The 19,674-nt window shown below is 41.7% G+C and carries 15 protein-coding genes; 7 read left to right on the forward strand and 8 right to left on the reverse strand.

Annotated elements, in window-relative coordinates; genetic code table 11:
* Positions 1–52: 52 nt before the first annotated feature.
* Both D0T87_RS11480 and D0T87_RS11485 read right to left on the reverse strand, forming a co-directional pair.
* Positions 53–1,150 carry an ROK family protein gene (locus D0T87_RS11480; RefSeq protein WP_163175272.1) on the reverse strand — a complete coding sequence of 366 codons (1,098 nt, stop codon included), beginning with the start codon at positions 1,148–1,150 and terminating at the stop codon, positions 53–55.
* Between the two features lie 15 nt (positions 1,151–1,165).
* Positions 1,166–2,896, reverse strand: coding sequence for a class I mannose-6-phosphate isomerase (locus D0T87_RS11485; RefSeq protein WP_163175273.1), 1,731 nt, complete (start codon positions 2,894–2,896; stop codon positions 1,166–1,168).
* 132 nt (positions 2,897–3,028) lie between these two features.
* Between D0T87_RS11485 and D0T87_RS11490 the strand changes: the two genes are divergently transcribed.
* A complete protein-coding gene (locus tag D0T87_RS11490) occupies positions 3,029–3,754 on the forward strand; it encodes a GntR family transcriptional regulator (RefSeq protein WP_163175274.1) in 726 nt (241 codons plus the stop codon).
* A 1,066-nt stretch (positions 3,755–4,820) separates the two neighbouring features.
* Here the strand turns inward: D0T87_RS11490 and D0T87_RS11495 are convergent.
* A complete protein-coding gene (locus tag D0T87_RS11495) occupies positions 4,821–6,902 on the reverse strand; it encodes an outer membrane beta-barrel protein (RefSeq protein WP_163175275.1) in 2,082 nt (693 codons plus the stop codon).
* 182 nt (positions 6,903–7,084) lie between these two features.
* Between D0T87_RS11495 and D0T87_RS11500 the strand changes: the two genes are divergently transcribed.
* Positions 7,085–8,578, forward strand: coding sequence for a sensor histidine kinase KdpD (locus tag D0T87_RS11500; RefSeq protein ID WP_163175276.1), 1,494 nt, complete (start codon positions 7,085–7,087; stop codon positions 8,576–8,578).
* Between the two features lie 46 nt (positions 8,579–8,624).
* Positions 8,625–9,329 carry a response regulator transcription factor gene (locus D0T87_RS11505; RefSeq protein WP_163175277.1) on the forward strand — a complete coding sequence of 235 codons (705 nt, stop codon included), beginning with the start codon at positions 8,625–8,627 and terminating at the stop codon, positions 9,327–9,329.
* Here the strand turns inward: D0T87_RS11505 and lipB are convergent.
* The 3 genes from lipB to D0T87_RS11520 form a co-directional block, all read right to left on the reverse strand.
* The gene (lipB, locus tag D0T87_RS11510) at positions 9,326–10,003 is read right to left on the reverse strand and encodes a lipoyl(octanoyl) transferase LipB (RefSeq protein ID WP_163175278.1); all 678 of its coding nucleotides are present in this window, start codon (positions 10,001–10,003) and stop codon (positions 9,326–9,328) included. The genes D0T87_RS11505 and lipB overlap by 4 nt on opposite strands.
* 35 nt (positions 10,004–10,038) lie before the next feature.
* On the reverse strand, positions 10,039–10,341 hold the full coding sequence (locus D0T87_RS11515; protein WP_163175279.1) for a heavy-metal-associated domain-containing protein: 303 nt from the start codon (positions 10,339–10,341) through the stop codon (positions 10,039–10,041).
* A 177-nt stretch (positions 10,342–10,518) separates the two neighbouring features.
* Entirely contained in the window at positions 10,519–12,726 is a 2,208-nt protein-coding gene (locus tag D0T87_RS11520) for a TonB-dependent receptor (protein WP_163175280.1), read from the reverse strand.
* 153 nt (positions 12,727–12,879) lie between these two features.
* On the opposite strand from D0T87_RS11520, the gene D0T87_RS11525 reads away from it, so the two are divergent.
* The 4 genes from D0T87_RS11525 to gcvP all read left to right on the forward strand — a co-directional run bounded on the left by D0T87_RS11525 (position 12,880) and on the right by gcvP (position 17,983).
* A complete protein-coding gene (locus D0T87_RS11525; protein WP_163175281.1) occupies positions 12,880–13,725 on the forward strand; it encodes a DUF3298 and DUF4163 domain-containing protein in 846 nt (281 codons plus the stop codon).
* Positions 13,722–14,354 (forward strand): 16S rRNA (guanine(527)-N(7))-methyltransferase RsmG, encoded by a 633-nt coding sequence (rsmG, locus tag D0T87_RS11530; RefSeq protein WP_163175282.1) that lies wholly within the window; start codon positions 13,722–13,724, stop codon positions 14,352–14,354. The genes D0T87_RS11525 and rsmG overlap by 4 nt, the downstream gene beginning before the upstream one ends.
* 123 nt (positions 14,355–14,477) lie before the next feature.
* Positions 14,478–15,116 carry an MBL fold metallo-hydrolase gene (locus D0T87_RS11535; RefSeq protein WP_163175283.1) on the forward strand — a complete coding sequence of 213 codons (639 nt, stop codon included), beginning with the start codon at positions 14,478–14,480 and terminating at the stop codon, positions 15,114–15,116.
* A 17-nt stretch (positions 15,117–15,133) separates the two neighbouring features.
* The gene (gene gcvP / locus D0T87_RS11540) at positions 15,134–17,983 is read left to right on the forward strand and encodes an aminomethyl-transferring glycine dehydrogenase (protein WP_163175284.1); all 2,850 of its coding nucleotides are present in this window, start codon (positions 15,134–15,136) and stop codon (positions 17,981–17,983) included.
* 100 nt (positions 17,984–18,083) lie between these two features.
* Here gcvP and D0T87_RS11545 read toward each other — a convergent pair whose 3' ends face one another.
* Positions 18,084–18,893 carry a patatin-like phospholipase family protein gene (locus D0T87_RS11545; RefSeq protein WP_163175285.1) on the reverse strand — a complete coding sequence of 270 codons (810 nt, stop codon included), beginning with the start codon at positions 18,891–18,893 and terminating at the stop codon, positions 18,084–18,086.
* A gap of 16 nt (positions 18,894–18,909) precedes the next feature.
* On the reverse strand, positions 18,910–19,605 hold the full coding sequence (locus D0T87_RS11550; protein WP_163175286.1) for a tRNA1(Val) (adenine(37)-N6)-methyltransferase: 696 nt from the start codon (positions 19,603–19,605) through the stop codon (positions 18,910–18,912).
* Between the last annotated feature and the right edge of the window lie 69 nt (positions 19,606–19,674).

Genomic DNA, 19,674 nt, shown 5'->3' on the forward strand with positions numbered 1-19,674 from the left:
AGTCCTGTGTTTTCCTGTTAACTGTTTACCTTAAAAAAACGAATACCTTTTATTATTTATCCAGTTGCGCCAGCGCAAAGGCATAGGCTCCCAAAGCTATGGCTTTGCTTGTTCCAAGTGATGAAACGGCAATTCCAATGCTCTTTTTACGGTTATATGCCACTTTCCTTTCCGTGCCGGGAACGGGGATCATTGTTTTGTCTTCCTGCATGAACTGAGAATGTTCTTCTGGGTCCATCAGGTTATAAACCTCTGTTTGCACTGCCGGGAAAGACAGTCCTGCAAAGGTTCCTATGGGCTTTTGCATTTCCTTTATCATAGGCGGAATGATATATTTGGCGGCTCCGGAAACTCCACCGCCTATAACCACCAGACCATCTACTATGGTAAGGGCGTATGAAAGGGCATGTCCTGCCAGTTGCCCCAGCTCTTCGAAACTACGAATGGCTGCCTGCCGGTTGCCTTCCTTTTTACCCTCGGCAATATCATAGATATCTTTGGGAGAAAGATGCTCCGCATCTTCGGAAGACAATTCCTGATATACCCGTTTTACGGCGCGGATACTTACGCTTTCTTCGGCAATCATTTCGGGATATTTGCCGTTGCGGAATATCCACATATCACCTCCCACTCCGTTATCGCCCGTAAGAAGTATATTGTCAATAACTACTCCCGCGCCAAAACCGGTACCGAGCGTAATCCCCAACAGGTTTTTATAACGCCGGTTACTACCCCACTCTTCCAGCTTGCGATTTACGTCCGGAAGCATTCCGGCTAAGGCTTCACCGTAGGCAAACAGGTTTCCATCGTTATTGATAAATACCGGAATACGAAATTTCGCTTCGAGAAACGGGCCCAATGCTACCCCTCCCCGAAAGGAAGAGAAGTTTGGAAGATCGCCAATGATACCGTTCTTATAGTCGGCCGGACCGGGGAAAGCAAAGCTTATGGCCACTGGTTTGACGGTTAATTCTGATTTAATCCTGTTGAATCCCTGAACAAGTGTATCCAAACATTTATTCAGATTATCCGAATGGGCAGGAAGTACCACCGATTTCACTATTTCCTGATTGCTTTGTATGGCGGAGAAAACAAAGTTGGTTCCTCCGGCATCCAGCGTTAACACTACCCGATTATCATGTGTATACATCTTCTTTTCAATGATTTAAAATCTTATATACGCTTTAATCGTACCGCATTCCGTTCCGGCTGCTTTTCCATGAGGGGTAATTGTATATTCGCCAACAGAGGCCGGTACAATAAATGTTTCGGCATAATGAACAATAAAGGGATCAAATGAACCTGTGGGGCTTTCAATGATGACTTCTTCACCTTCGACCAGGTTCAATACATTCACGCTGTTATTGGTATGATGCGTTACAGGGTTGGTAAACCAGTGACGGCGCGTTTCTATGAATTCATTGATATGCAGTCCGGTTTTCTCTTCCCGCCAGCCATCTCCCTGGGCAATTTCCGTAATACGATTCATCAACTTTGTCTGAACATACTCTGTATTACGCTTCCAGTTAATCACATCTTTTCCCCGTTCTACATTGATGGGGCGCGGCTTACCATCCAGTCCCAGACGGTTCCAGTCCCACAACTTAAAAGTAAAGATATTCGGAGTAGAGCTGATTTCCAGTACCAATGCATCTTCACCGGAACAGTGAATGGTTCCTCCCGGAATCAGGAAATGATCGTGTTTTCGGGCCGGCATCTTATTTACATACTTTTCGGCATCGAATAGTTGTTCACCGCGTTGTGCACTACGCAGGTCTTCAATCATTTCGTCTTTATCAATTCCGGTTTTCAGGCCAATGTATACGGTAGCCTTATCTCCTGCGTCCAGCAAATAATAGCTTTCGTCCTGTGTGTACTGCATATCAAAGTTTTCGCGAATGTATTGGGTGGTAGGGTGTACCTGTAAACTCAGGTTTCCACCGCCAAATGTATCGAGGAAATCAAAACGAATAGGGAAGTCTTTTCCGAAACGGGCTTCTACGGGCTCTCCCAACAGTTCTGTGGTTTTAAGCAACACCAGATTAAAGGAGGGCATTTCGAAGGTGGTTCCGTTTACATCCAACAGCAAGCTGTTTTCTTCGGGAACACAGTCAAAGCACCAACCGAAGTTATCGGCATTGCGGTCCAGATCGCAAACCTCCTTCATCCATTGTCCCCCCCAGGGAGCCGGATCAAAGAAGGGAACAACACGGAAAGGTGTTTGAATGGTTTTATTTATTCCGCAGAAAAACGTATCACGGTCAATCATCTTTGGGGTAGCCGGAATATGGGTATCCAACCAATAGTTCACTTTGCTGAATAAGCTGCTTTTGTATCTGTCCAGTATTCTCCAATCATTGAAATACCCTCGTTTATGCTGAATTGAAACGGGATCATCGTGATTGTCTATGCCCAATGCTTTTACTTCGTGCCTGCGGAAGCGTTGTTGTATTTCCCAACGTGCCATATCTACATAGGCTATAGTGGTGTTCTCGTTGGCAAGTAATGCGGCTCCTGTGCCGAATACAATTACATTGTCTGAACATTGTTTTATAGCCTGTTGGGCGGATTCCAGCTTCTCGCTGTCGAAGTAATCCATCAAATTCAGGTTAGTTATATAACCGAAGAGGATATCATCCGTCATAAAACGACTGGTCATTTCGCGAATCTCTTCTTCGGATTTCATGAGCGTACGGGTATCTATAAAAATGCTATGGGGAATCTTTTCAAATTCCTTAATCAATTCATTCTCATAGGTTCCTGTGTAAAGTTCAACTGCCAGCAGTGTGTTTTTCTGTAGTTGTTCATCAAGAGATTTTCGTATAGCTTCCCAACCCACATCAATATTCCCGTTTACAGGGGTTGATGGAAACTTGTCGTAATTGCTGTTTCTCATATCACTTTCTTTATTATGTTCATACATAGTTCTGATTGTGCAAATATATATAGAGTTTTTTTAATTCCAACTATTTCTTGCTTTTTTTTTAATAAAAGCTTATTTTTGCAATGCACATTAATTATTAACACAATGAAAATTGATCATAACAGTAACAAACCACTTCATTTACAGGTAGAAGAGCTTCTTAGGCAGATTATTGAGTCTGAAGAATACAAAAACGGAAAGTACCTTCCTAATGAAGTTGATTTGTCTGCACAATTAAACATATCTCGCAATACATTGCGCCAGGCTATAAATAAGCTTGTTTTTGAAGGTTTACTAACCCGGAAGAAGGGTGTAGGTACAAAGGTAGTGAAGAAAGGTATAGTAGGTGGAGTTAAAAACTGGCTCAGCTTCTCTCAGGAGATGAAGATGCTGGGAATTGAAATCCGCAACTTTGAATTGCATATCAGCCAGAAGTTGCCCTCCGAAGAGATCCGGGATTTCTTTAATATAACCGATCCGAATAAAAAATGTATTGTCCTTGAACGCCTCCGTGGAAACAAGGATTATCCGTTTGTGTACTTTATATCTTATTTCAATCCCAATATCCCCCTATCGGGAGAAGAGAACTTCACCCGTCCACTATACGAACTACTTGAAAAGGATTTTGGTATTACGGTTAAAATAAGTAAAGAACAAATATCCGCGCGACTGGCCGGAGACTTTACTGCGGAAAAACTGGAAATCGATGCCAATGATCCTATATTAATAAGGAAACGCTTTGTTTATGACGTGAATAATGTGCCGATTGAGTATAATATAGGATATTACCGGGCTGACAGTTTCACATATACCATTGAAGCGGAAAGGTAACCTCAACACGACTTCATCTTGTGGGACTTTTTAACAAAGCCCCATAAGGATTATTAAACTGTATATCGGACGGTTAATTATCTAGGATCAAGCAAAGAAGTAGGTTGTTAAAGGATGAATGTTTGAGATAGCTTCGTTTACTTCCTTTTTATAGGGTTTTGTTGGAAATAGCAAAGTATAGACAAAATGGTAGAAATGACATTTTGATAATAGAATGGAGCGGTAATTGCAAATTCCGGGCTTGGGGCAGAAAGGGAAGGGAAAATGGCAAAAGAATCGCGTTTGCAAAAATCAATAAGATTGAGATTTATAAAATAAAAGATCTAAATGATACGAATACAACAAAATAAATTACAAACAGTTATACAGACGAAAGTAAACACAGCAAATACACACTTCGATCGTTTTGCTTGAAACAGACCAACCAGAAAATAAAAATCTATAAAATGAAACACGCTGAACACTTGAGCCGCGTACTGTCGATACTTGAGCGCTTGACTGTTGATACTTGAGCCGCGTGTTATTTATACTTGAGCCGCGTGCTGTCGGCAGTACGCGGCTCAAGTGTAGAAATTATTGCGCTGGGACACTTCCAAATATCAATAATACACTGCACAAGCAAGCCTAAGACCTGATTTTAACATCTAATTGACGGTTTTTAAAAAGTTTGCATGTAACCAAAATGGAGCAAATATTATCTTTTTGATCTGCTTTTGCTCATATTTATGACTTTACGGATTAACAACCAGGTTAATTTAGCGATTCAACCTATTTGGGATCAAGCAAAAAAGTAGGTTGCTAATCATTGTATAAACAATATCCTTTATAGAGTTTCACTCCTTTTTGTAGAGTTTTGATGTAAATGATTTACTGTAGGGGCGGTTCGCGAACCGCCCGAGAATGGTTTCCTGTGTATTCTGGGCATTGGGCGGTTCACGAACCGCCCCTACAGTAATTCCTTCATTTCTACACAGTTTTACTTCCTTTCAAATTTCTAATGAATTTATTTATTTAGTTCAACAGGAATTGGGTAAATCCTTATTTAACAGATGTTCGTTTTGAGCGGTTATTTAAAACGAGAAGTATCAACATCCTCCCTCTTTTTTTCTTTGTAATTTCCGAACTTATAGCTAAAGGAAAGTTCGATACCGCGGGTAGGCGCCAGGAATTTGTTGGTCAGGTTCTGGCTCTGGAAGCGGATCTTCGGATTAATGGCCGCAGTTTCGAATAAATCATTTCCTTTCAAAGTCAGCGTCGCTTTCTCATTAGCAAAGCTCCAGCGTAAAGAAGCATCCACATATCCGGAGCGCGGAAGGTCATAAATGCCCTGTATCGTACCGTTTTGATAGAAACCCGAAACATTCAGACTGATATTCGGTTTCGTAGAAAGCGTAATGGTATTGCTCATTGTGGCAATGAACGAAGTTGAACGACGATCATAAGAAATATCCCAGAAATCGCTATCCTTCTCGCGGGTATGATATCCCCAGAACAAGAACCTTGAAGAAAGCCAGTTGCCCATTTTCAGCGGGATAACAGCCTGGATACCAAACCGCTGACGGAAATCAGAATTGAATTCTTTATACACCTCAACCAGTTCGTCGGGACGCTGATACAACGTTTGCACCGAGTAGTCTTTATCATGATCGTAATGAGCCACAAATACATACTTTCCTTTCAGGATGTAGGTAAGATTGGCACTATACTCGGTAGCAGGTTTCAAGAGCGGATTACCGTAGTGTAACGTATAAGCACTCATATAAGAAACGGAATTCTGCATGCTCCAGAAAGCCGGATAATCCTTATCGCTGGTAAAACTCAACTGAAGAATATGTCCCGGCTTGGGAGTATAGTTCAGGTTAAGCGTTGGGTAAAACATCCACTCATCCCACACTTCCGTATGATACAATTCGGCAGCCAGCGAAGCATCTAAAGACACCTTTTCGCCAAAGCTTTTCGTAAATCCCACAAAACCATTCCATGTATATTCCTTACGACGGGCAGTCATTGATTTATCCGGCTGAAGCTCTCCCGTTTCAAAATCATAGTAATTCTGGAAACTATTATCTACGGCAGTGGTATAGTTTATCCCATAATTCAGGCCCCAATTATTCTTCAGCGTATGTTCCTGAGTCAGATAGAACCGCCATTTATTAATACGTTGCTCATTTTCATAGCGAGCGTCAATTTCCTCATCATTCAATATACTGTGCAACTCCTGGTTTCCCGGCGAATCATAGTATGTCATTTCCGCCCCTGCACTCAATCCAAAAGAAGCACGATAGTCCATTTTTATATTGTGGAGCTGGTTATCCCCCTTATTTTTAGTTTTGGAATCCTGCGTTCCCGTAGTCACTCCCCGGCTATTCCTATTTCTTATCTGAGTGGTATAAACAAAACTCAACAGATTATCCTTAGTAAAACGGTAATCCATTCCCAACCGTACATTATGATTGTTGCTCCGCGAGCGGGTTATATCCGACAAATTCATCGGGTAAACCGTACCGTTTACAGTGTGCAATGCTTCTTTATCAATACGATCGTATCCACGGCCGTGATTGTAAGAGTAAAGTAAATCTGCTGAGAATTTAGACGAAGAATAAAGAAGACTTGCACGTTCTGTAAGCCGCTCATAATAATATTGTTGCCAGCCGGTATAAAGTTCACCTTGCAGAGTAGGCTTCTCTGCCCCACCCGATTTCAATACCAGATTAATCATCGGCCCGCGAACCTGATAACGGGCAGGCGCCGAATACATCACCTCCGCCTTTTCAATATTGCCTACGGGAATGGTTTTCAGCAATTCAATAAGCTGATCTTCGGAAAGCGTCGATACCTTTCCATTAATAACCAGATTCACACTGCTACCCGCCAACTGCAATCCACCGTTATCAATAACTCCGGGAAGTTCCCTGATCGCATCATAAGCATTATCTACCGGCATTTTCTCTACCAGCCGGGGCAGGTCGTAAACCAATTTACCATCTTCCGCCTTAACAATAGGGCGTTCACCTTTTATCATCACCTCGGGAAGTTCCATGAAAAGACTATCCAGAAAAAGAAACATCGTATCATTGACTTGTATCTGTGCAGATACCGGTAATATCAAAGAAAGAGAGATTAAGAATAGAATATAAATACGTTTCATAACTTTATGTAGTTTATTTGTTTGATGCAAAGTACGGGATAATATGGCGGGGAAATGGTTATCGAACACTTATGTAGTGTTATCTAGTGTTACCGGGAGTGTTATTTAGTCTTATCCCGGGTGGGTGGAATGCATATTCCGCTTATCTTTGCACACATCATTCACCTTATAATATATAGTTAATGAAACTACCGATTAAGTATATAGCCGCATTGGTCATCATATCGCTAACTGCTATTTTTGCCTATCAGGCACATTGGTTGGTTGATATGTACAACACCACCAAACTCCAGAACCACATTACAATAGAGAAAGCCATTCGTAATGCAGATTATATTGAACTGTTCCTGCGGGTCGATAGTCTGAGTAAAGTAAATGAGCAAGAAGGAAAGCTTAGTACAAACGCCGATTCGCATGGTGCAATCAGTTTCTCAGCCTCTTTCAATAAAGATAAAGACGAGAAAACCAGAAAAGAAGAAAGACAAAAAAGTAGAATTAAAAAGACCTTTTCTTCTAACGACAGCCTTGTTGTGGACGAAGAAGCCGACTTCGACCCAACAGCCATCGGATTGCCCGATGGTTTTGATATGTACGATGGGTATCAGGCATTAGAAATCTTAGCTCTTCAACTCCAAACCGGACTACACTCGGTGGTAGATCTTTCGGTACCGATCGATATTTTTCGCTTTGATAGTATTTTAGATAAGGAGCTAAACAAATCCGGGCTGGACATTCAACATTACACCCGGGTTATACAGATTAAAAATGATAGTACTATAACAGAAAGCCAGATCGCAAACGTAGATACCACTCAAATGCAACGATACAAACACATCTACGATGCACAAGAAAAATACGCCTTCGAAGTCTACATAGAACCCACCGACCGGATTATACTCAAACAAATGACAGGCATACTGGCAACCTCTCTCGTTATTCTGGTCGTATTAGGCGGAGCATTCTGGTTCCTGATACGCACCATCATGCAACAAAAAACATTGGATGAAATGAAAAGTGACTTCACCAACAACATCACTCATGAATTAAAAACCCCAATAGCTGTAGCCTATGCTGCCAATGACGCCCTACTAAACTTCAACCTTTCGGAAGACAAAAAATTAAGGGATAAATACCTGAATATCTGCCAGGAACAGCTACAAAAACTTAGCGGATTGGTAGAACAAATCCTCTCCATGAGCATGGAACGCCGGAAAACATTCCAGATAAAACCTGAAAAAGTAGAAGTATCACCACTAATCCATTCGCTCATTGAACAGCATAAGCTAAAAGCCGGAAAACCCGTACACATTGAAGTAGAAATTCACCCGGAAAGCCTAACCGTGAATACAGACCGGGCACATTTCAGCAATATCATCAGCAACCTGATAGATAACGCAGTAAAATACTCTACCGACGAAGCCCAGGTAAAAATAACCTGCACCTCCATAAATGGTAAACTTGATGTTTGCGTAGAAGATAAAGGAATAGGCATCTCACCCGAAAAACTCAAACTGGTCTTCGATAAATTCTACCGGGTACCCACCGGAAACCGACATGATGTAAAAGGCTACGGATTGGGACTTTTCTACGTAAAAACAATGGTAGAAAAAATGGGAGGACAGATAGAGGTAAAAAGCGAACTGGGAAAAGGAAGCCGGTTTAGATTTACGATTTGACAATTTACGATTTACGATTGGAATAACATCATTTTAACGTTTGAACATGAAAAACCTGGGAGCGGCACCTTGCCGCGTATTACTCGTAGAGGATGAGCAAACTCTGGCGATGATCATTAAAGACACACTGGAAGAAAGTGATTTCACGATCCATCTGGCATCAGACGGTGAAGAAGGCCTACGTTTGTTCTTTGACATTCGCCCCGATATATTAGTGGCAGACGTTATGATGCCCAAAATGGATGGTTTTGAAATGGTACGCCGTATCCGCCAAACAGATAGAACGACTCCGGTACTGTTCCTCACAGCCCGTTCGGCTATTAATGATGTAGTAGAAGGATTTGAGTTGGGAGCCAACGATTACCTGAAAAAACCATTCGGTATGCAGGAGCTAATTGTCCGTATAAAGTCATTAGTAGGCAGAGCATTTAAGTTTGAGGAAGAGAAGAAAGAAACACGTTTCCAGATTGGGCGTTATCTGTTTGATCCGGTAACACAAATACTGTCCTACGACGGAACAAACCAAGAGCTTTCTCACCGGGAATCGGAGATATTAAAACGGTTGTGCGAGAACCAAAATCAGGTAATGAACATGCAGAGTGTATTGCTTGATCTTTGGGGTGATGATAGCTTCTTCAACTCACGAAGTTTACATGTATTTATCACTAAACTACGCCATAAACTATCTCAGGATAAGAGCATACGTATAGTTAATGTAAGAGGAATCGGATATAAACTGATTATTGATTAAATCAATCTATCACCAAGTAAATCAAGCAATTGATTTTTTAGTTTTTCTTTCACTTCGTTCATCGGGAGTTCATACCCCAGCTCCTTTTGCAAGGAAGTTACGCCTTTATCCATAAAGCCGCAGGGGTTGATGTAACTGAAGTACCGAAGGTCCGTATTTACGTTCAATGCCAGCCCGTGCATTGTAACATAATGACTACTCCGTACCCCCATAGCACAGATCTTCCGGGCAGTCGGTTTATCACCATCCAGCCAGACTCCCGTTGCTTTTTCCAGGCGCCCGGCCTGTATGCCATAAGAAGCACAAACGCGGATAATTGCTTCTTCTAATAAATGAATATACTCTTTAAGACCCAGTTTAAATTGTTCCAAATTCAGAATGGGATAACACACTAATTGTCCGGGGCCATGATACGTAATATCCCCTCCCCGGTCAATGTGATAAAGTGTAGCGTTGATTGCTTTTAATTGTTCCTCACCAAGAAGCATATTATTTTCTTTTCCGCTACGGCCAAGGGTGTAAACATGCGGATGCTCACAGAAAATCACCTCATTCTGATAAGGTTTTCCAGCTAGCTTTGCCGCAATAACAGCGTCGAACAATTCTGTTTGACGCTCCCAGGACCGGTTGTATGGAATAAGCCCCCAATCGGTAAAAGATAAATGATCTGCCATTTGGTGATTTATTATGAGTTCAACAAACAGCAGACCTACTCTTCTTTTTTATCTTCTACAACTACCGCTTCGTATTTAAACTTCTTAAAGCCGGCTTTCAGTTGTTCAATATTGGTTTTCTCAGCATCGTAGGTAATGGTTACTGTTTTGGCTTTCAAGTCAGTAGTAAATTTCTTCATGCCTTTTTCAAACTTGATATTGTCTTTCACTTTCTTTTCGCAGTTCTGACACATCATTTGTTCTACCTTGAACACTACAGTACGAAAATCTTTAGCTAAAGCTGTACCAATGCTTAAAAACAATACAGCCAACAGGGTGATTAGTTTTTTGCTCATCATATATTTTGTTTTTTAAATTCATTGTCCTTCACAAAGATATGTTTTTAGTCACGGATTATATAGAAATACACTTTTTTTAATTCTATAGATATCCCTACAACATCACAGTGTTATGTCGTAGACATTCCACTAATATGCCTACGATATAACACTGTGATCCCCTAGGCATATTTTCTGCTAATTCCGGGCTAAATTAAACCGTAATCCGATATAGAACTTTGCTCCGTGCATAGGCCCCCAGATCATGGTAGAATCGAAGTTATCTCCCCATGGATCAGAAGCACCAACAATCGGGTTCTTTTGTTTATAGTTAGTCAGGTTTTCTCCACCTACATAGACCGACCAGTGGCGGAAATAACGGGTAACCTGCGCGCTCAACTGCTCAAAAGAGCCATAGCGATAATCCCAGGACAACGAACCATCATTCATGGTATACGGCGTAGGCATGCGTCCGCCACCATTCAATTGCATGGTAGCATCAAACTGCCACAATCCTAATGGCGTCTGATAAGAAGCCGTCAGTAACCCTTTATACTTCCCCGTCAACGGCTTTTCCAACAACTCGCCGTTATAAGTAGTCTTTGCATCCGTATGCCTATAAGCTGCCGTTAAAGAAAACCCTTCAAAGAACGGATAAGTCGCTTCCACCTGGAACGCACGCGAGTATGACTTTCCATCCAGATTCAGGAAAGACACAGCATGCGGATCAGTATCCATATCCACTACCACCTGATTCTGGAAATCCGTGTAATAATACTCCGCATTCACATTCAGCGTTTTACCAAAGATCGGAATATAGGTAGAAACACTGGCCCCGTAATTCCACGCTTCTTCCTGCTTTAAATGCTCAGGGATATTTACTTTGCGACTACTGGCCAACAGGAAATTATTCTCCGCCAGCACATGATTCGTACGATACCCCTTACCCGCCGAAATACGGAAATGAACATACTCATTCGGATTATACTTGATGTGCGCTCGCGGAGTAACAAAGAAATCATATTCATTGCTATAATCGCCACGCAGACCAGCCATGAAGATAAACTTATCGTCCTTATTAAAGGTATATTGCGCATAAGCTCCCGATACAGACTCCTTGGACAGAGATTTCACACGAGGATCAGAAGCATCATTCGTAAGCCTATAATGCTGATCATATCCATCATAATTAAAGCTCAATCCGGTAGAAAGGCTATGAAGCGGAGAAAAATCAGTTTCAAATAATAAAGACGCATAAACATTCTTCTGATCTACGTCATACAATTTACGTCCGTAAACCGCATCCTGGTTATGAAGTGTTCCGGAAAGGATCAGTGCCAGATTCGTGACTTTCTCCTTATTAAATATATAGGCATTCTTGGTGAAGAATTCGTAACGGTCCGTCTTTATATGAATCATATACGGATCGGTCATAGCTCCTCCACTATGAGAAACCTGTCCGCTGTTACGCTCCTCCGTCGTTGCTTTAATCCCTGCCTGAAACACATAATTATCGCCCATATATGCCCAGCGGTTCCAGAAATTATATTGTTCTACTTTAGGAATATCCGCGAAACCATCATCATTGGAGTCGTGCGACTTCGTTTCATTTTCATAATGAGCCAGCAACATGGTAGTCCAGCGAGGCGACAACTGGATAGAGGCATCTGCATTCGCCTCGTACCGGTTGGTAGAAGATGCAAAAAGATTCGCCGAAACAATATCTGCCGTTTGTGGCTTCTTAAATTCCACATTGATCTGTCCCGTCAATGCCTCATACCCATTCTTCACCGACGATGTTCCTTTGGATACTTGTATACTCTGCATCCAAGGTCCCGGTACATACCCCAGACCATAAGGCGCAGCCGCCCCACGATAATTAGGAATATTCTCCGTAAGCATCTGTACATACGTTCCCGATAGTCCCAACAATCTGATTTGTTTGGCGCCGGTAGCAGCATCCGAATAACTCACGTCTACAGATGGGTTCGTTACAAAACTCTCTCCCAGATTACAACACGCCGCACGACTTAATTCAGCGCTGGTAATCATATCTTCATTCATTACACTGTTCCGAAGCTTCATGGTACCCAGTTTCCGGCTGACAACCTGTACTTCGTTGAGTTCCAATCCTTCACGTAATATAATATCCAATACAGCGTTCTTATCTGCAACCTGTATGGTATCATTCTCATATCCAATAAAACTAACAATCAGCTTTTGATTACCACTTGGTTTATCTATCGAAAAGCGACCGTCGGCCGTAGTTATTGCTCCTTTGGTTGTACCTGCCCACAGGATATTTGCACCTGGTATAGGGCTTCCCTCTCTATCTGTCACCGTTCCCTGAACCTGGGCATGAAGCCCCGAAGAAACCAACAATAGCAGGATAAATATGTATTTCATTTTTCTTTTTCTCATAGGGATTGCAAAGATAGCTGGTTTTGAATTCTCCCCCTTCATTATTTTTGTTTATTTATTCGGTGTATTCGTTAATTAGTTCTATATTTGTAGGTAGTGATTTCAGACAAAAATGTAGAATTAAAAGTAAAAACCTAGATGAAAAAACAATATGTAAGCCTGCTCGCAATTATTCTTTCGGCATGCGGTATTTATACGTCTTGTACTGACAAGATGAATAACACCGGATCGCTGGAATTTGAACGTGTACAGATCAACAAAACGGCCCACTTATTCGGCGACACCACTAAACCCGGAACAAACATTATTATCGACTTTACCTATATTGAAAAATCATCCGATAATGCGCTGAAAGATAGCCTGAACGCTTATATCCTTTCTGCTTGCTTCGGCGACAAATATATTGGTGAGGATATTCATGAAGTAGCAGAATTATATGCACAGAATTATATCAGTGAATACCGCCAGGATCTGGAGCCTATGTTCATTGAGGACCAAAAGAACAAGGAGAACAACGAATCTATCGCTTCCTGGTATTCCTACTACAAAGGATTGGAAAGCCAGGTGAAGTTCTATGAAAAGGATTTGTTGGTATATCGTATTGATTTCAATGAGTATACAGGCGGCGCACATGGAATGTACACTTCTACTTTCATGAACTTCGACCTGAAAAACATGCACCAATTGGCATTGGAAGATATCTTTATCGGCGATTATCAGGATACGCTTTCCGATCTTCTTTGGAACCAACTAATTGTAGACCAAAAGGTTAAAACACGGACCGAACTGGAGGATATGGGATATGGTTCCACAGGCGACCTGATTCCTACCGAAAACTTCTACCTGAGCAAAGAGGGTATCACTTTTTATTATAATGTATACGAATTTACTCCATATGTAATGGGAGCAGTCGAAATCAAACTTCCATACGAAGCAATGGCAAACATCTTGGGAGAAAACAGCATCATCAATTGGCTCAAATGAACTCAGATATCATAGTTAAATACTTCCCTAATTTAACGGAAGAACAACAACGGCAATTTGCCGCACTATATGATCTTTATATTGACTGGAATGCTAAAATCAATGTGATCTCCCGAAAGGATATTGAAAATTTGTACGAGCATCATGTGTTACATTCACTAGGGATAGCCAAAGTAATACAATTCCGTCCGGGAACAACCGTTATGGACTTGGGTACAGGAGGAGGATTCCCCGGTATTCCACTTGCTATATTCTTTCCGGAAGTTAAATTTCATCTGGTGGATAGCATCGGCAAAAAGGTACGTGTAGCCACAGAGGTAGCAAATGCTATCGGACTAAAAAACGTAACCTTCCGCCATGCCAGAGCACAGGATGAAAAACAGATGTTCGACTTTGTAGTAAGTCGCGCTGTAATGCCATTGGAAGACTTACTGAAAATCATCAGAAAGAACATTTCTCCTGTCCAGAAGAACGCCTTACCCAATGGACTAATCTGCCTGAAAGGTGGAGAACTGGAAAGAGAAACCATGCCGGTCAAAAACAAAACTACAATACATCATCTAAGCAAAGATTTCAAAGAGGAATTCTTTGAGACTAAGAAAGTTGTTTACTCAGTAGTTAGTAGCTAGAAGTTAGTAGCCAGACCAATGGACATACTATATAGGTAATGATAAAACCTGGCTACTAACTTCTGACTTCTAACTACTAAAAAATATAAACCTAGCTACTAACTTCTAACTACTAGCTACTGAATGAAAATAAAACGATTTGAATTTAATATGTTTCCCGTAAACTGTTATGTGATATGGGATGAAACGAAAGAGGCCGTGGTAATTGATCCCGGTTGCTTTTATGACGAAGAAAAGCAGAAGCTCAAAAACTTCATTTCTACTAATGAACTTACAATAAAGCATGTACTGAATACCCATCTGCATCTGGATCACATCTTTGGTAATCCATTCATGTTGCAGGAATTCGGATTATCAGCCGAAGCGAATAAAGCCGACGAATTTTGGTTGGAATTAGCTCCCAAACAATCCCGCTCATTCGGTTTTCAACTTAAAGACGAACCGGTTCCATTAGGAAAATACCTCTGCGATGGAGATATTATCACTTTCGGTAATACCAGACTGGAAGCCATTCATGTCCCCGGACATTCTCCCGGTAGCCTGGTATATTATTGCAGAGAAGAAAACTGCATGTTTTCGGGCGATGTATTGTTTCAGGGAAGCATCGGAAGAGCTGACCTTGCCGGTGGTAACTTCGATGATCTCAAAGAAAATATCTGTAGCCGGTTGTTCGTCCTGCCCAACGAGACAGTAGTTTATCCCGGACACGGTGCACCTACCACCATAGGCATAGAAAAAGTAGAAAACCCCTTTTTTCGATAACTATATACTTAAATATCATGAAGATTGATTTATTGGCCGATCGCCATATCGGCATTACCCCCAAGGATGAAGAAATCATGCTGAAAAAGATCGGTGTGAAGTCGCTGGATGAATTGATAGAGAAGACCATCCCTGCCAATATCCGTCTAAAAGAACCCATGAAATTGTCGGAAACCCTATCCGAGCACAAGTTTGCCCAACATATGGGTGAGTTATCTGCGAAGAATAAATTATTCACTTCGTACATCGGTATGGGGTGGTATGACACCATTACTCCAGCTCCTATTCAACGAAATGTATTTGAAAATCCGGTATGGTACACCTCATACACTCCTTACCAGGCTGAAGTATCACAAGGACGCTTGGAAGCCCTGATAAACTTCCAAACCGCAGTCAGCGACCTGACAGCCCTACCACTGGCCAACTGCTCATTGCTTGATGAAGGTACTGCTGCTGCCGAAGCTGTAAGTATGATGTATGCACTACGCTCGCGTGACCAACAGAAATCGGGTGCTAATGTCGTATTTGTGGATGAAAATATATTTCCGCAGACATTAGCAGTAATGAACACACGTGCTGTTCCTCAAGGTATTATCTTGCTTACTGGTAAATATCAGGAATTTGAAATTACATCTAATGTATTTGCCTGTATATTACAATATCCTAATTCAAATGGCAATGTAGAGGATTATCGTGCATTTACGGAAAAAGCTCATGCAGCCAATTGTAAGGTAGCCGTAGCAGCGGACATCCTGAGTCTGGCATTATTAGTTCCCCCAGGTGAATGGGGAGCAGATATTGTATTCGGAAGCACACAACGCTTGGGCACTCCTTTATTCTATGGTGGTCCGTCTGCTGCTTATTTCGCTACACGCGACGAATATAAACGTAATGTCCCGGGACGTATTATCGGCTTATCTAAAGACCGTTATGGAAAGCTTTGCTACCGCATGGCATTACAAACCCGCGAACAGCATATTAAACGCGAAAAAGCAACATCCAATATCTGTACGGCACAAGCATTATTGGCTACTATGGCTGGATTCTATGCTGTATACCACGGTCCCGATGGACTGAAAAATATAGCTACACGTATTCATAGTATTGCTGTATTCCTGGAGAAGCAAATCACGAAATTGGGATACAAGCAAATCAATAAGCAATACTTTGATACCTTGCGTTTTACTCTTCCTGATGATCTTTCGGCACAAGAAATCCGTACGATCGCTTTGAGTAAAGAAGTAAACCTACGCTACTTTGAAAATGGAGACGTTGGTTTGAGTATAGACGAAACAACCGATATTGCTGATGTTAATGTATTGCTTTTAATCTTCGCCGTAGCAGCAGAAAAAGATTACACCAAGATTAACGAAATACCGGAAAGCACTATTCTATCCAAAGAACTGCAACGCCAGAGTGACTTCATGATACATGAAGTTTTCCATAAATATCGTACAGAAACCGAATTAATGCGTTATATCAAACGCCTTGACCGAAAAGATATTTCTCTCGCTCACTCTATGATATCATTAGGTTCATGTACTATGAAACTGAATGCAGCATCAGAAATGCTCCCATTGAGCAATCCTAGCCTGATGGGTATTCACCCACTGGTACCTCAGGATCAGGCACAAGGCTATCATGAATTAATCCACAACCTAAGCGAAGAGCTAAAAGTAATCACCGGATTTGCAGGTGTCAGCCTACAGCCCAATTCGGGAGCAGCAGGCGAATATGCCGGCTTACGGGTTATCCGCAGTTATCTGGAAAGTATTGGGCAAGGCCATCGTAACAAGGTACTTATTCCGGCATCGGCACACGGTACAAACCCAGCTTCGGCTATTCAATGTGGATATGAAACTATTACCTGCGCTTGTGATGAACAGGGTAATGTAGAAATGTCCGACCTGCGTGAAAAAGCAGAATCCAATCGGGATGAACTTGCTGCACTTATGATTACCTATCCATCTACTCATGGCATTTTTGAAACGGAGATCAAGGAAATCTGTGAAATTATACATGCATGTGGTGCACAGGTTTATATGGATGGTGCCAATATGAATGCACAGGTCGGTCTGACCAATCCGGGGTTCATTGGAGCTGATGTTTGCCACCTGAATCTTCATAAAACTTTTGCCTCTCCACATGGTGGTGGTGGTCCGGGTGTTGGTCCAATTTGTGTGGCCGAACATTTGATTCCATTCCTGCCAGGCCACTTCTTGTGTGGAAATTCACAGAATGAAGTTGCATCCGCTCCGTTTGGAAGTGCTGGTATTCTACCTATTACGTATGGATATATCCGTATGATGGGAACCGAAGGGTTAACCCAAGCTACTAAAATCGCAATCCTAAGTGCCAACTATCTGGCAGCATGCCTCAATGACACATACGGTATTGTTTATCGCGGAGCCAATGGCTTTGTTGGTCATGAAATGATCCTGGAATGTCGTAAGATAAACGAAGAAACAGGAGTAAACGAAAGCGACATAGCCAAACGATTGATGGATTATGGCTACCATGCTCCAACACTCTCTTTCCCTGTTCATGGCACATTGATGATTGAACCTACCGAAAGCGAAAGTTTAGCCGAATTGGATAACTTCATAGATGTTATGCTCACCATTTATCAGGAGATTCAAGAAGTGAAGAATGGAGAATCGGATAAGTCTGATAATGTGCTGGTTAATGCGCCACACCCCGAATACGAAGTTGTAGCAAATAGCTGGATTCACGCCTATTCGCGAGAAAAAGCAGCATATCCTATTGATTCAGTTAGAGAGAACAAGTTCTGGGTAAACGTTGCACGCGTAGATAATACATTGGGAGATAGAAAATTGCTTCCAACACGTTACGGAAGCTTTGACTAGAAAGTAAAACGTTTAAACGTCTAAATCAAATATCAATTATTTAGGATGGGTTCGCAGATAACGCGAACCCATTTTTTGATATAACAGTAAAAATGATGCATCATATTCCAAAATCCTTTTTCAGTAGCTCCATATTTGCATCCAAATACCGAGCCGCGGCTTCGTATCCTTTTTCATAAATCTCCTCTACATGTTTAAAATCAAATAGAGAATAAACAGAGACTTCCCCGGATTCAATCAGGTAGTCACAAGCAGCGCGTTCCTCTATTGTATTTGCTCCAACCATATAGTTCATCGCTCGCTCAACAATATACTTCATAGAGCGGTCGTATTTCACAGAGATTACTGGGCTTATATCTATTCCAATCACTTTATCGCATTGCTCTCTGATCGCAGATACAGGAAAGTTTTTAAGCAATCCCCCATCTACATAGTGATGCCCATCTATTTCTACCGGGGTAAAAACAATCGGGACCGAGCAAGAGGCAATCACCGCAGGTATTATCTTTCCGGCATTAAAAACTTTGACTTCTCCACATTCAATATCCGATGCAACTACATTCATTGGCAGTTTGAGTTCTTCAAACGTCCTGACCCGTAGATATTTTCTTAAAATAACTCCAATACCTGTAGCTTTAAAAATCCCATCACGAGGTAAGGTACTTTCAACCAACTCCCATAGTTTCACAGTCTTAGCATAAGAAAACATTTCATCAGGAGTATATCCGTCAGCATAAAGTACGCCTATCAGCGATCCGACACTGGTACCTGCAATAATATCGGGATATATTCCACGTTCATTCAATGCTTTCAAAGCTCCCAGATGAGCATATCCCCGTGCTCCTCCTCCACTCAGTACCAATCCCAGTTTATATGGTTTCTTCGCCCTTTTCTTTCTTTTCCACAACATATCTAACCTATTTTAATCACATATTCAAGTAAAAATCCTGCGTTAGTGCAATATACTCCGGACTATATTGATGCCGCTCTATCTCCAGTAATAATTCTTTTCTATCGCACGTCACTTCAGGATCAGGTACAAACTCAATCAGTGTCCTTTTAGGTGGTTTACCCGGAGTAGTTATCACACTCAATTGCTTGTGTACAAATAAGCCCAAAACGGCAGCCTGAGTTTTCAGACTCTCTGACACGTCCGTAGGGATAATCACGCAAAAGCGCCCACCATCAGTTAATAACCGTGCTACCCCTTCCAGCAGTTCATCATACCTCAGACTATTATTGTGTCTAGCCATTGTCCGCTGCTTTCCCGGACACTCCAATGAGTCCACGAAATACGGAGGATTTGAGACGATCAGATCAAACTTCTCTTCCGAAACAAACGTTGTAAAATCCTGTTCGATTACTTCTATCCGATCTTTCCACGGCGAATTCTCTATATTTTCTTCTGCTTGAGATATCGCGTCCTTATCCATTTCCAACGCCACAATTCTTGCCTGAGAGCGTTGTGCAATCATCAATGCGACCAGCCCTGTGCCTGTGCCCACGTCTAATATGCGGGAGGTTTGAGCCACATCACTCCATGCTCCCAACAACACCCCATCCGTACCTACTTTCATAGCGCATCTGTCATGCTGTATAGTAAATTGTTTAAATCTGAACATATTTAGTAGTTAGAAGTTAGTAGTGCGGCACCTTGCCGCGTCAAATTTAGTATATTTCTACATTTTATG

Source organism: Bacteroides sp. 51, assembly GCF_010500965.1.
Taxonomy (GTDB): domain Bacteria; phylum Bacteroidota; class Bacteroidia; order Bacteroidales; family Bacteroidaceae; genus Bacteroides.

Excerpts from the sequence above, each read along its gene's own strand:
- D0T87_RS11480 (WP_163175272.1), bottom strand. The coding sequence starts at position 1,150 with ATGTATACACATGATAATCGGGTAGTGTTAACGCTGGATGCCGGAGGA.
- D0T87_RS11485 (WP_163175273.1), bottom strand. The coding sequence starts at position 2,896 with ATGAGAAACAGCAATTACGACAAGTTTCCATCAACCCCTGTAAACGGG.
- D0T87_RS11490 (WP_163175274.1), top strand. The coding sequence starts at position 3,029 with ATGAAAATTGATCATAACAGTAACAAACCACTTCATTTACAGGTAGAA.
- D0T87_RS11495 (WP_163175275.1), bottom strand. The coding sequence starts at position 6,902 with ATGAAACGTATTTATATTCTATTCTTAATCTCTCTTTCTTTGATATTA.
- D0T87_RS11500 (WP_163175276.1), top strand. The coding sequence starts at position 7,085 with ATGAAACTACCGATTAAGTATATAGCCGCATTGGTCATCATATCGCTA.
- D0T87_RS11505 (WP_163175277.1), top strand. The coding sequence starts at position 8,625 with ATGAAAAACCTGGGAGCGGCACCTTGCCGCGTATTACTCGTAGAGGAT.
- lipB (WP_163175278.1), bottom strand. The coding sequence starts at position 10,003 with ATGGCAGATCATTTATCTTTTACCGATTGGGGGCTTATTCCATACAAC.
- D0T87_RS11515 (WP_163175279.1), bottom strand. The coding sequence starts at position 10,341 with ATGATGAGCAAAAAACTAATCACCCTGTTGGCTGTATTGTTTTTAAGC.
- D0T87_RS11520 (WP_163175280.1), bottom strand. The coding sequence starts at position 12,726 with ATGAAATACATATTTATCCTGCTATTGTTGGTTTCTTCGGGGCTTCAT.
- D0T87_RS11525 (WP_163175281.1), top strand. The coding sequence starts at position 12,880 with ATGAAAAAACAATATGTAAGCCTGCTCGCAATTATTCTTTCGGCATGC.
- rsmG (WP_163175282.1), top strand. The coding sequence starts at position 13,722 with ATGAACTCAGATATCATAGTTAAATACTTCCCTAATTTAACGGAAGAA.
- D0T87_RS11535 (WP_163175283.1), top strand. The coding sequence starts at position 14,478 with ATGAAAATAAAACGATTTGAATTTAATATGTTTCCCGTAAACTGTTAT.
- gcvP (WP_163175284.1), top strand. The coding sequence starts at position 15,134 with ATGAAGATTGATTTATTGGCCGATCGCCATATCGGCATTACCCCCAAG.
- D0T87_RS11545 (WP_163175285.1), bottom strand. The coding sequence starts at position 18,893 with ATGTTGTGGAAAAGAAAGAAAAGGGCGAAGAAACCATATAAACTGGGA.
- D0T87_RS11550 (WP_163175286.1), bottom strand. The coding sequence starts at position 19,605 with ATGTTCAGATTTAAACAATTTACTATACAGCATGACAGATGCGCTATG.